The organism is Alteromonas sp. ABM1_013 (genome assembly GCF_056160505.1).
In genome coordinates this window covers 386794-399212 of record NZ_JBSWXH010000004.1, presented here as the reverse complement: position 1 = coordinate 399212, position 12419 = coordinate 386794, and the positions used below count along the sequence as shown (strand labels likewise).

The following is a 12419-nucleotide window of genomic DNA, read 5'->3' as shown; positions in this document are numbered from 1 at the left end:
CATGTCTTTTTTAGGTAAATTATCTATAGAGGCCGTGCCCTATCACGAGCCTATTATTATGGTGACACTTGCCGTAGTGGCACTGCTTGGTGTGGTTATAGCCATGCTAATCACCAAACACAAACAGTGGGGAACCCTGTGGTTTGACTGGATCACGTCTGTCGACCACAAACGTCTGGGCATTATGTACATTGTGCTAGCTATGATCATGCTGCTGCGCGGCTTTGCCGACGCTATTATGATGCGTACTCAGCTTGCAATGGCAACCAATGGTGCGCCCGGGTACCTCCCGCCAGAGCATTACGACCAAATCTTCACAGCCCATGGCGTTATCATGATCATCTTCATGGCGATGCCGTTTATGATTGGCTTAATGAACATTATTCTGCCACTGCAAATTGGTGCCCGTGATGTGGCGTTTCCATTTTTAAATAATTTGAGTTTTTGGCTAACCGCAGGTGGCGCAATTCTAGTGAATGTGTCTTTAGGGTTAGGTGAATTCGCAAAAACAGGGTGGGTTGCTTATCCGCCGCTAGCCGGGTTGGAGTTTAGTCCCGGGGTTGGCGTCGACTATTACATATGGGCCCTGCAGATATCCGGGCTCGGTACCCTGCTAACTGCCGTAAACTTCTTAGTTACCGTGTTTAAAATGCGTGCACCAGGCATGAAGTTAATGCAAATGCCTATTTTTACCTGGACCTGTACATGGGCGAATATTCTGATTGCCGCCTCGTTCCCTATTCTTACCGCTGTGTTAGCCATGCTAACGCTAGACCGCTATATGGACTTCCACTTCTTCACTAACGAAGCCGGTGGTAACTCTATGATGTATATCAACCTGTTTTGGGCGTGGGGACACCCTGAAGTTTATATTTTGGTACTGCCTGCATTTGGTATTTTCTCAGAAGTTATTTCAACGTTTACCGCTAAACGTTTGTTTGGCTACAAGTCGATGGTTTATGCGTCGGGCGCTATTGCCATTCTTGGCTTTATTGTGTGGCTGCATCACTTCTTTACCATGGGGTCGAGCGCCAATGTGAATGCTTTCTTCGGCATCATGACCATGGTTATTGCTATCCCCACGGGGGTGAAACTATTTAACTGGCTCTTCACTATGTATCGAGGTCGTCTAGTACTAAGCGTGCCTGTGCTATGGACATTAGGTTTTATGGTGACGTTCACCATTGGCGGTATGACAGGCGTACTGTTAGCTATACCTGGCGCAGACTACGTACTGCACAATAGCTTGTTCCTTATTGCTCACTTTCATAACACCATTATTGGTGGTGCAGTGTTTGGCTACTTGGCTGGCTTTGCTTTTTGGTTCCCGAAAGCGATGGGCTTTAAGCTTGACGAAAAAACCGGAAAAGCAGCCTTTTGGTGCTGGCAAATTGGTTTCCTATTGGCGTTCATGCCCCTGTATGTGCTTGGCTTCTTGGGTATGACACGCCGTTTAAATCACACAAACAACCCTGACTGGAATATCTGGTTATACATTGCCGCATTTGGTGCGTTTGTTATTGCGATTGGCATTTTCTTCCAGCTACTACAATTGTTCGTCAGCTTTAAAAACAGAGAAAAGCTCAACGACACAACAGGCGACCCGTGGAATGGTCACACGCTAGAGTGGTCAACAGCGTCACCACCTCAGTTCTATAACTTTGCCAATATACCGCACGTCAAAGACATCGATGCATGGACGGATATGAAGGAACGGGGCGAGTCGTATCAACGCCCAGAGAAATACACACCTATACATATGCCAAAAAACACCTCTGCGGGTGTGTTTATGAGCATGAGTTTTACCGTTATGGGCTTCGCGCTTATCTGGCATATATGGTGGCTAGCCATTGCCGGTTTAGCAGCAGGAATAGGGGTGTTCATTAAACGTTGCTATACCGCAGATGTTGATTACTACGTGCAGGTAGATGAGGTTGAACGAGTTGAAGCTACGCACTTAAGTGCAAATATAGTAGGAGGTCGCTAATGAGTACTATTGCAACTTCAAGTGCAGCGCCAATGCCTCAAGCACACGCACATGAAGAACATCATGAGAACAACACTGTGTTTGGTTTTTGGTTGTATTTAATGACCGACTGTTTGTTGTTTGCATCTTTTTTTGCCACCTACGCCGTGCTCTTCATGAACACGGCAGGGGGCGTGTCTGGCAAAGATATTTTTGAACTCAACTTTGTGGCTGTGGAAACAGCTGCATTGCTCTTAAGCAGTATTACCTTTGGCTTTGCCATGATTTGCGCTCACCGGCAAAACAAATCAGGTGCTCTTGCTTGGCTGGCGGTGACATGGGCGCTGGGAGCGTGTTTTATCGGTATGGAAGTCTATGAATTCCATCACCTTATTGAGCATGGCAACGGACCGCAGCAAAGTGCGTTTCTAACGGCGTTTTTCTCGCTTGTAGGGCTGCATGGATTGCACGTTACAGCTGGTCTTATTTGGATGACCATCATGTTTATTGAAGTAACCCGCCGAGGTCTTGGCGAGCAAACCGTTACCCGACTAAGCTGCTTGAGCCTGTTTTGGCACTTCCTCGATATCGTGTGGATATGTGTATTTACCGTAGTGTATTTAATGGGGGCAATGTAATGGCGTTACACGATGCAAAATTAGCTTCGAATTCGAATAACCACGCTTCATCTGAACATAGTAGTGATGCTAGCCATGGCGATGTAAAGTCTTATGTTATTGGTTTCATTCTATCTGTGGTGCTCACCGCTATTCCGTTCACTCTAGTGATGAATGGCGACCTATCTAAAGTTACCACGATTTGGAGCGTAGTAACCTTGGGCTTGGTTCAAATTTGGGTGCACCTTAAATACTTTTTGCACCTTAACTTTGTTACCGAAGAAGGCAGAGCCAATACGTTTTCGTTCTTATTCAGTGCGCTCATTATTTTCATGGTGGTTGGGTTATCCGTTTGGATCATCTACGAATCAAACGCCATGATGATGTATTAGCAAATCACTGTGTATATGTGGTCTAGCCTGACGATTGTGTCGGGCTTTTCATGTGCTTACTGAATTTCGGTCAGTACGTTGAGCCCTCACATAGTGCCTTTCTGAAGTGCGCTCAATATTGGGCTTCTCAGTATTCATTGATACGCGCCTAAATGAGCGTATTCTAATTTTGGATTTTACCCATGACCTCTACTTATAAACGTTATCTGTCAGTCACTAAGCCAGGCATCATAATGGGCAATGCTATTTCAGTAACGGGCGGTTTCTTGCTAGCGTCCCGTGGCGAAATAGATTATTGGTTGCTGCTTGCCACGCTTATCGGTTTGTCGCTGGTGGTGGCGTCGGGGTGCGTAATTAACAACTGCATTGACCGAGATATAGACGGAAAAATGCAGCGCACCGCAAATCGGGTTACGGTGACAGGCGAGTTGCCATTACTTACTGCAATGTTGCACGGTGCAGTGCTAGGCGTTGCTGGGTTTGGCTTGTTAGCGCTTTACACTAACCTTACCGCCGTATTTTTTGCCGCCTTTGGCTACGTTATTTATGTGGGCGTTTACAGCCTGTATATGAAACGAAACTCGGTGTACGGCACACTTGTTGGCAGCTTGTCAGGTGCGGTGCCGCCAGTGGTCGGTTATTGCGCAGTAAGTGGTCAGTTTGATATGGCCGCAGCTATTTTGCTGGGAATGTTCAGCATTTGGCAAATGCCCCATTCTTATGCCATCGCTATCTTTAGATATAACGACTACAAGGCTGCTGATATTCCCGTGCTGCCTGTATCGCAAGGTATAGCGAAAGCAAAACGCCATATTGTTCTACATATTGCGTTATTTGCTTTAGTGGTAATGCTGCTTCCACTAAGCGGTTATACGGGCATTGGCTTTTTAACGGTTGCTTTTGCAACCAGCCTTTGGTGGCTGTTAATGGCACTGCGCGGATACAGACCCGACATCAAAGTAGAAAGCTGGGCAAAACGTGTTTTTGGTTTCTCCATTGTAAATATAACGCTGTTATCTATCGCTATGTCACTGGACTATCATACCTCAGTAACGAGTCTGTTTGCGCTCTCGTTCTAATTGACGTGTTTCGACTCACTCGACGAGGTTGGCTTGAAAGCTTCCAATGCAGTGTGTATAGCAACGCATTCACTTTGGGCAATCAAGACGTGTAGATTGGGAGCATAGTCTGGCATAAATTAGCAATCAGGTCTGATCGAGTACTTTTTGCCCTCTGTACAAGCGAATAATGGTGAAGCTATTAACTGCCAGTAACGTAGCTTCAAGCAAGGTGCCGCCAATAGAACCGACAATGATATTGTTGGTTAGCCAACATATAGCGCCGCACAGAAACGCTAAACGCATGCGTATTCCCGACAAACAAAACAAGGCATAAGTGCCTATGCACGTGCCCAAAATAGGGAATAAGTCGTACCAAACTTCGGCCAAATACAGCCCGGCTGCTAGCGATATTAATATGAATAGATAGGCGACACTGCGGGAGCGGGTTTTAATCGAAATGCCTGTTCTTACCACTGAAAGTAAAGCACTTAAGCATGCAGTAACGGCACCGAGTAGCGCAAAATGCAGGGCGTGATTTAAATTCATCACAACCATCATAATACGCAGGTGCTGATCATCCCGCTGATAAAAGCACAAAATGCCAAGCGCAAAACTCAGCATTCCTATCGCTTGGGCCAAGTCGAATTCTGGTAACAAGAGGAAAGACTCGTCAATGATTGATAAAGGTTAACGATACGCAGTTTTTAAACAGCAGCGTAGCCTTTACATCGCTTTTTTAACCCAACACATCACATTGACTAATGGCAGGCGGGTTGTTCACTAGGGTATACTTAGTGTGCACGATATTATTCTTAAACCCTCGAGAAAAATTAGGTCCTTTCCATGGCAACGGCATCCGCACTTCACATTTTGGTTAAAACAGAGAAAGAAGCGCTTTCTATTTTAGAGCAGCTTAAAAAGGGTAAGGACTTTGCAACTTTGGCAAAGCGTCATTCTAAATGTCCGTCGGGCAAGCGGGGCGGCGACTTAGGCGAATTTCGTAGAGGCCAAATGGTAAAAGCCTTCGACGATGTGGTGTTTAAGAAAGAAGTGCTTAAAGTACACGGGCCAGTGAAAACACGCTTCGGCTACCACCTTATTAAAACGCTCTATCGTAGTACTTAAAACCAGAGCGGTTTAAAACCAAAGCCTTTTAAACCAAAGCCTTTTAAACCAAAGCCGCTAAAGCCGAAGCAAGCCCGCTCCATTCAACAAGCGTTTAAAGTATGTCCTAGCTAATTACCTTGTTAATTGCCCGGCTCCCATTTTTCACCGCATACTGAATTTTTGGTAAATATGGCGTACGGGCTGTTGGTGTTGTGCAGTGAACTGCGTAGCGCTGCGCCGTGATCTACCGTAATAAAAGGCGTGTCAGAGGCCTTGCCTTGTTCATCAAGCATAAAGTAGTCGCTGGAGTAGCTTGTTAGCATCATGCGATTGTCGTAACCCATATCGGTTAAGCGAACTCGGGTAATGGCTTTGAACTTAGCGTTAGGGTTTGAAAGCCCTACAATCTTCTTAAAAAAGTAGCCTTTATCAGATTGCAGCTGCGAAAAACCGTTTAAGGTGTTGATCAGGGTTTTCAAATCTATGGCTTCACGTTGCAACATAAAGTCGTGATGAATAGCATTCCCGTCTTTTCTAAGGCTGTCCTTTGACGGTGTTTTGCCAGCAGTATACGCCTGCTCTGTCTCTAACGAAGAAAGAGTGTCTTGCCCTTCCTCTGTATAGTGAACTAGGGCGCTTGTATTCATATTTACGTAGTAGTCGCTGATCCCAGCGGGTACCACTTCAAATAGCATAACATCTGGCGTTACGGCACCGCGCTCTTCTGGCGTTTGAGGCCCTTTGGCTACACATTTTTCTGAAATGAAATAGTAATATTGACCCGCTTCAATAGCGAAAGCTGTATTGGACAGCACCGCGCAGGTGGCAAGAAGTAGTAGCCTGGAAGTGAGCTGCTTAAATGCCGTTACAGCACTGCCTATTTGCATATCAAAGACGCCTTATTGTTTTGATGCATTTACATATAAGGCATCATTGTAAGGGCTTAGAAAACAAAGAGCGAGAAAACTAGGGCAAATTTGCTTAGTTGTTTTTTGAGTTGTCAGGGTTTTCTAATTTTTCTATTTCTTTCCAAAGCGTTTCAGACTCAGCCGTTAGCAGCGAATACGTTTTGATATCACCGTTTCGTTGTGCATGCATGGCTTTTTCTAATAAAGCATCGTATTGCTTGCGCATTTTTTTCGTTGGATTGTTATTAAAAAGTCCGAACATGGAAGAATTTCTCTTTTCAGTAATTAGCGGTTTAACGCACTATGGGACTGTTTCGATCACCAAACTTAATTAACAAACTTTCATGGTAAGGAAACGAGTTCTATTTTTCTTCAACGATTTCTTCATTTTGTAAGCGCCCCAACATTGTCAAAACTTCGTTGAAGTTAATTTCAACATTTACGTCTGTACAAAAAATAATCGCATTTTTCTTTATTCACATTGTGAATGAAAAATTATTGAAGCCATTTATTAACTGTATGCCAATTCTTTATTCGTATTAGTTATTAGTCGTAAGGAAAAGGTAGTGGTTAAGAATAAGTGTTTCGCGTAGCTTTGCTCTGCTTTCGTCTATAAATAGAGCGGTCCCACGGATGAGTACTAAAGAAAAAAGTGCGAATAAAACAAAAGTTGAATGTAATTTAGCCAAGGAATGCTAAGCATAAGCGAATTAAATGGCTGTGCTGCATAAGGTTGGTGTCATTCTCAAATTGCCAACAAGTGAGGAGGTGTATGTGTGAAGATCATAATATTAAATGAGTCAAAAGCGCCGGATAAGCTCAATAATGTAGAGAAGCGCTGTGCAGCTACGCCAAGTAGCGCTCAACGTCTGGTGAAAAAAGGGGCGACCTTACTGCTAGAAGCGGGGGCGGGCGTGCACTCAGGGTATTCAGATAAAGAATACAAAGATGTAGGCGTAACTATCACCGATGATGTGAATGATGCATTATCAACAGCAGATATGCTGGTGGCGGTGAATAAACCTAGCGATGCACAGCTAGCGTTGATGAAAAAAGGGGCCATTGTGGTAGGCCATCTTGACCCTTTCTTTCAGCAACCGCTTATTGAATCTATTGCAGAAAAAGGGCTGACCGCCATTTCTGTAGAAATGATCCCTCGTTCTTCTCGCGCTCAGAAAATGGATGCATTGAGCTCGCAAGCGAGTCTTGCAGGTTATGTCATGGTAATGCAGGCAGCGAACCAGTTGCCATCAATACTCCCTATGATGATGACACCGTCAGGTACCATAAAGCCTGCGAAGGTATTTATTATTGGTGCAGGCGTAGCGGGCCTTCAAGCAATAGCAACGGCGAAACGTTTAGGCGCAAACGTGCTAGCTTACGACACCCGTGCGGTAGTGGCAGAGCAAGTAGAGTCACTTGGTGGCAAATTCCTTAAAATCGACATTGGTGAAACAGGCCAAACGAAAGACGGTTATGCAAAAGAGCTGACAGACGAACAAAAAGCGAAGCAGCAAGAAGCCCAGCGCGACGCGATTGCTGACTCTGACATTGTTATAACTACTGCTCAACTATTTGGTCGCAAACCACCTGTATTAATTTCAAAAGATACCTTAGCACTAATGAAGCCTGGCAGTGTGGTTGTAGATATGGCGGCTACATCGGGTGGTAACGTTGAAGGTTCGGTTGCTGGCGAAACCGTAGAAGTTAACGGTGTAAAGGTAATCGGTAACGGTAACTGGAGTCAGTTTGTAGCTAAAGCGGCTACCGACATGTACGCCAATAACATCTACAACCTTATTGATGAGTTCTTTGATGATGAAACCAAAACTTTTGGGCTGAATCTAGAAGACGACATTCTAGCTGGCTGTGTAATTACCCACGACGGCAACATAACCAACGACATGCTTAACAACGCATACAAAGGAGCCTAATCATGGAAATCATTTATTTACTTTTCATTGTACTACTGGCTGCCTTTTTGGGGTTTGAGTTAATTCGAAAAGTGCCTGCTACGTTACATACGCCTTTGATGTCAGGCTCTAACGCTATATCAGGTATTACGTTAGTAGGCGCATTAGTCGCATCGGGTAGCGACAATAACTTGCTAACCACCATTCTTGGTACGGCCGCGGTGGCGCTAGCCAGCATAAACGTAGTGGGCGGTTATCTTGTTACCGACCGCATGCTTGGCATGTTTAAGAAAAAAGATAAATAAGGAGTACGCAAGTGAGTGATATCGTAACTGTAATAAACCTTGCGTATGTAGTTGCTGCGGCGCTATTTATCTTGGGTCTTAAATTACTTAGCCATCCAGATACAGCTAAGAAAGGTAACTTCATCTCTGCCATAGGTATGCTGGTTGCTGTGGTTGTTACCCTGCTTGATCAGCAAATTATTAGCTACCACTATATTCTGTTAGGTTTTGTAATTGGCGGCGCTTTTGGTGCGTGGAAAGCTAAAACCGTTGAAATGACGGCAATGCCGGAAATGGTGTCGTTATTTAACGGCTTTGGTGGTGCAGCGTCATTGCTTCTGGGTTGGGCAACATTAGCCGGAATGAGCCAGATTACCCTTAAAACTGAAAGCGCGTTTACCTTTATTACCTTGTTTTTCACTATTTTAGTTGGGGGTATTACGTTCTCTGGCTCGGTGGTAGCCTGGGGTAAATTGTCCGGGAAAATGAGTTCTAAAGCCGTTATTTTCACAGGGCTTCGCGAGTTAAGCATCTTGCACCTAATTGGCATGGTGGTGATTGGTTATTTCTTCACTACTGACCCAAGCAATCCACTTTGGATTTACTGTGCTATTGCGTTATCACTAAGTTTTGGCTTGTGGGCGACCATTTCAATTGGTGGTGCAGATATGCCGGTGGTTATCGCACTTTTAAATAGCTACTCAGGTGTCGCGGCGTCTGCGGCAGGTCTCGCTACTGGTAACACAATATTGATTGTTACCGGTTTACTAGTGGGTGCTTCAGGCTTAATTCTTACCAATATTATGTGTAAGGCCATGAACCGCTCTTTGATGAATGTGCTGTTGTCTGGCTTTGCGAAGCCAGTAGAAGCGGGTGAAAAAATAGAAGGCGAAATTAAAGTATTGGCCGCGCAAGATGCATTTTATGTATTAGAGGCCGCGCAAGCAGTACTGGTGGTGCCTGGCTACGGTATGGCGGTTGCGCAAGCGCAGCACGCGGTGCGTGAGCTTCAGTCTCTATTAGAAGAAAACGGCTGTACGGTTGATTATGCCATTCACGCGGTAGCAGGGCGTATGCCGGGTCACATGAACGTGTTATTGGCAGAAGCTGACGTGCCTTATGACCAACTTTACGAGATGGATGACGTTAACCCGCGTATGGAAAACTATGATGTGGTTATCGTTATCGGCGCGAACGATGTTGTTAACCCTGCGGCCAAAGAAATGAAAGGTAGCCCTATTTACGGTATGCCAGTTATCGAAGCCCATCGTGCAAAAACCGTCTTTGTACTTAAGCGCTCTGCGAATGCTGGCTTTGCCGGTGTAGACAACCCGCTGTTTTTCAAAGATAACACGCGCATGGTGCTAGGTGACGCTAAAGACACCATCAACAGTATTATTCGTGAGTTCGGGGACGATTAATACGGCGTCTATCTTCTATTAACAACGTTTAAAGACCTGCGTAAATGCAGGTCTTTTTACTTCTTGAGTATGAAACGTAATCACAATGTATTCAACTTTAGTTGTAGTTTAAGCTTTTCAACTCTACTATGTAGGAGCTATAGCAGTTGAGTTTATTATTCATATAGTCATAGAGATGTACGAATAAATGTCTACGACCCCTTTTCATATTGAGCCATTCAGAAATTGTATTTTGGTCACACTTCGTGGCAAGTGGGATATGTCTACAAACATTCAGTATCTCGCTAAACTTTCTGACTGCTTGAAAACCCGTAAAGGTAGACCCTTCCACCTATTTGTAGACATGCGCGGTTGGCAAGTCCCCAATTCCGATACCTTCAATCAAATAAAAGCACCGATAAAGTTAGATCGGCGAAGCCAACTTAGCGAGACATGGTTAGAAGATGATGAGACTGATGCTGAACATATTGCGCAGAAGTTTTTTAAATCGCCGCAAATTAATCTGGGTTTTGAGCTTGAGCGTACTCAAAATATCTCAGAGTTTATAGCGTATTGTGAAGCAAAAGCAGACAAGATAGTTATAGACTATGTTCAAACATGGATAGACACTTAAAAGTTAGCGTTCGATAAACAAAATTAGTCGCGACAATAGATATTTTACATCGCAACAATACTCGCGTTCAGCCTTGTGTTGTCTATAATACGCTGCTTATTTTCGCACTTACTTTGCTAGGTATAAACCTAGCCCACTTACACATAGGTGAATAAATTGTCAGATTGGAGCATCGAAGAAGCGGAGCGCGTCTATGGCGTGTCTCAATGGGGTGGTGGCTATTTTCAAATTGGTGAAAATGGCAATGTCCATATTACCCCTGTTCCTGAAGATCCTAGCATTCGAATCGACTTTAATTCGGTAATAGAAGATATCCGCAAAGAGGGTGTACAGTTCCCTGTTGTTGTGCGGTTCCACGACATATTGCGCTCGCAAGTTGCCGGTTTGAATAAAGCTTTCAGAAGCTCAATCGAAGAAGCCGAATATCAAGGCCAGTACCAAGGTGTGTATCCGGTAAAAGTTAACCAAATGCGTGAAGTGGTTGAAGAGATTGTTGATGCAGGCAAGCCTTATAATTACGGGTTGGAGGCCGGTTCTAAAGCCGAGCTTCTTACCGTACTTGCCATGAATACCAACGAAGAGTCGTTGACCATTCTAAACGGTTATAAAGACGACGAAGTAATGCGTCTTGCATTGTTAGGTAGAAAGCTTGGTCGTCGAGTAGTTGTGGTAGTGGAGAAGTACACCGAGCTGCTTTTACTCGTGAAAATTTCAAAAGAGCTTAACATCGACCCTATTATCGGTGTGCGCTCTAAAATGACCGTGAAAGGTCGTGGTAAGTGGGAAAGCTCTGGTGGCGAACGTGCGAAGTTCGGTTTGACCATTACCGAGATCATTAACGCAGCTCGCTACCTTGAAGAACAGGGTATGGCCCATTGCTTGAAGCTGCTTCACTTCCATATTGGCAGTCAGCTAACCGATATACGTGCAGTAAAAGAAGCGGTTACCGAAGGCGCGCGTATTTATGCCGACCTTCATAAAATGGGCTTCGAGCTGGACTATGTTGATGTAGGCGGTGGTCTTGGTATCGACTACGACGGCAGTAACTCAACGAATGAGTCTTCGCGTAACTACAGCATGCAAGAATATGTTGCTGACGTTGTCTATGGCATGAAGGAAATGTGCGACCTTGAAGGTGTACCACATCCGCATTTGGTAAGTGAAAGCGGGCGTGCAATCACTGCGCATCACAGTTGCGTTATTACAGAAATTGTGGGCGAGATTAAATCTAATGCTTCGCAACTGGATACGTCTGCAAAAGAAGGCGAGCACTTCTTTTTGAAAAATATGCGTGAACTTGCCGATACGTTTGACGAACAAACAAATATGCACGAGATTTACAACGATGCGTCTCAGTATAAAGAGCAAGCGCTCGATGCATTTAAGCTGCGCGTACTTACGTTAGAAGAGCTAGGCAAAATAGAAACCCTTTACTGGGATATCATGGGTCGCCTACAGAAGTGGTATCGCAACGAAGAATACGTACCTGAAGAGCTACAAGAGTTAGATTACAGCTTGTCGTCTCAATATTTGTGTAATTTTTCTGTGTTTCAGTCGGCTGCCGATACCTGGGCTATCGACCAGCTTCTGCCAGTAGTACCGCTTATTCGCATGAATGAAGAGCCAACGGTTAATTGCTCGTTAGTGGATATAACCTGTGATAGCGACGGTAAAATTGATCAATTCACGATTGGCCGTGAAATTACTGACGTACTGCCTATGCACCCACTTAAGAAGGACGAACCTTATTACATTGGTTTGTTCTTAACGGGCGCATATCAAGACGTAATGGGCGACATGCACAACTTGTTTGGTCGCTTAAACGAAGTGCATATTTACAGCTATGACGACGACCCGGAAGACTTCTACATTGAAGAAGTAGTAAAAGGCTCGTCAGTAGAAGATGTGCTAAACGTCATGCAGTATAACCCGCGTGCAATGGCGTCAGATGTTAAACGAATGATAGATAAGCATGTATGGGACGGTAAATTGAATCCGCGCGAAGGGGTTCGCTGGACCGATTTCTACGAAAACTGCTTAGCGGGTTACACTTACCTTAAGCAATAAGACTGAATAGCAGGTAATCGAGAGCCTGCTATTGTTTAATACTTAAGCTTCGCAGGTTTAAAGAGCCGAT

The 12419-nt window shown here is 44.6% G+C and carries 13 protein-coding genes; 10 read left to right on the top strand and 3 right to left on the bottom strand.

Annotation, left to right across the window (positions count from 1 at the left end; genetic code table 11):
• The first annotated feature begins 1 nt into the window (after position 1).
• The 4 genes from cyoB (at position 2) to cyoE (ending at position 4054) form a co-directional block, all read left to right on the top strand.
• Positions 2 to 1987 (top strand): cytochrome o ubiquinol oxidase subunit I, encoded by a 1986-nt coding sequence (gene cyoB / locus ACXAGK_RS13635; RefSeq protein WP_474856651.1) that lies wholly within the window; start codon positions 2 to 4, stop codon positions 1985 to 1987.
• Positions 1987 to 2604 carry a cytochrome o ubiquinol oxidase subunit III gene (gene cyoC / locus ACXAGK_RS13630; protein ID WP_474856650.1) on the top strand — a complete coding sequence of 206 codons (618 nt, stop codon included), beginning with the start codon at positions 1987 to 1989 and terminating at the stop codon, positions 2602 to 2604. The genes cyoB and cyoC overlap by 1 nt, the downstream gene beginning before the upstream one ends.
• On the top strand, positions 2604 to 2975 hold the full coding sequence (gene cyoD / locus ACXAGK_RS13625) for a cytochrome o ubiquinol oxidase subunit IV (RefSeq protein WP_474856649.1): 372 nt from the start codon (positions 2604 to 2606) through the stop codon (positions 2973 to 2975). Before cyoC ends, cyoD begins: the two co-directional genes overlap by 1 nt.
• 182 nt (positions 2976 to 3157) lie before the next feature.
• Entirely contained in the window at positions 3158 to 4054 is an 897-nt protein-coding gene (cyoE, locus tag ACXAGK_RS13620; RefSeq protein ID WP_474856648.1) for a heme o synthase, read from the top strand.
• A gap of 126 nt (positions 4055 to 4180) precedes the next feature.
• Here cyoE and ACXAGK_RS13615 read toward each other — a convergent pair whose 3' ends face one another.
• Complete coding sequence (locus ACXAGK_RS13615) at positions 4181 to 4693, bottom strand: YgjV family protein (protein WP_474856647.1); 513 nt, start codon at positions 4691 to 4693, stop codon at positions 4181 to 4183.
• Positions 4694 to 4879: 186 nt separating this feature from the next.
• Between ACXAGK_RS13615 and ppiC the strand changes: the two genes are divergently transcribed.
• Positions 4880 to 5161: a peptidylprolyl isomerase PpiC gene (ppiC, locus tag ACXAGK_RS13610; protein ID WP_474856646.1), complete on the top strand. Its 282-nt coding sequence runs from the start codon at positions 4880 to 4882 to the stop codon at positions 5159 to 5161.
• A 122-nt stretch (positions 5162 to 5283) separates the two neighbouring features.
• On the opposite strand, the gene ACXAGK_RS13605 is transcribed toward ppiC, so the two are convergent.
• Positions 5284 to 6030 (bottom strand): hypothetical protein, encoded by a 747-nt coding sequence (locus ACXAGK_RS13605; RefSeq protein ID WP_474856645.1) that lies wholly within the window; start codon positions 6028 to 6030, stop codon positions 5284 to 5286.
• A 94-nt stretch (positions 6031 to 6124) separates the two neighbouring features.
• On the bottom strand, positions 6125 to 6313 hold the full coding sequence (locus ACXAGK_RS13600) for a DUF6435 family protein (protein WP_474856644.1): 189 nt from the start codon (positions 6311 to 6313) through the stop codon (positions 6125 to 6127).
• Between the two features lie 514 nt (positions 6314 to 6827).
• Between ACXAGK_RS13600 and ACXAGK_RS13595 the strand changes: the two genes are divergently transcribed.
• The 5 genes from ACXAGK_RS13595 (at position 6828) to speA (ending at position 12349) form a co-directional block, all read left to right on the top strand.
• Positions 6828 to 7985 carry an NAD(P) transhydrogenase subunit alpha gene (locus ACXAGK_RS13595; RefSeq protein WP_474856643.1) on the top strand — a complete coding sequence of 386 codons (1158 nt, stop codon included), beginning with the start codon at positions 6828 to 6830 and terminating at the stop codon, positions 7983 to 7985.
• A 2-nt stretch (positions 7986 to 7987) separates the two neighbouring features.
• On the top strand, positions 7988 to 8269 hold the full coding sequence (locus ACXAGK_RS13590; protein ID WP_014951245.1) for an NAD(P) transhydrogenase subunit alpha part 2: 282 nt from the start codon (positions 7988 to 7990) through the stop codon (positions 8267 to 8269).
• Between the two features lie 11 nt (positions 8270 to 8280).
• Positions 8281 to 9669 carry an NAD(P)(+) transhydrogenase (Re/Si-specific) subunit beta gene (locus tag ACXAGK_RS13585; RefSeq protein WP_474856642.1) on the top strand — a complete coding sequence of 463 codons (1389 nt, stop codon included), beginning with the start codon at positions 8281 to 8283 and terminating at the stop codon, positions 9667 to 9669.
• A gap of 187 nt (positions 9670 to 9856) precedes the next feature.
• Positions 9857 to 10282, top strand: a complete 426-nt coding sequence (locus tag ACXAGK_RS13580) for an arginine decarboxylase (protein WP_474856641.1) — start codon at positions 9857 to 9859, stop codon at positions 10280 to 10282.
• A gap of 156 nt (positions 10283 to 10438) precedes the next feature.
• Positions 10439 to 12349, top strand: coding sequence for a biosynthetic arginine decarboxylase (gene speA / locus ACXAGK_RS13575; RefSeq protein WP_474856640.1), 1911 nt, complete (start codon positions 10439 to 10441; stop codon positions 12347 to 12349).
• The last annotated feature ends 70 nt before the right edge of the window (positions 12350 to 12419 follow it).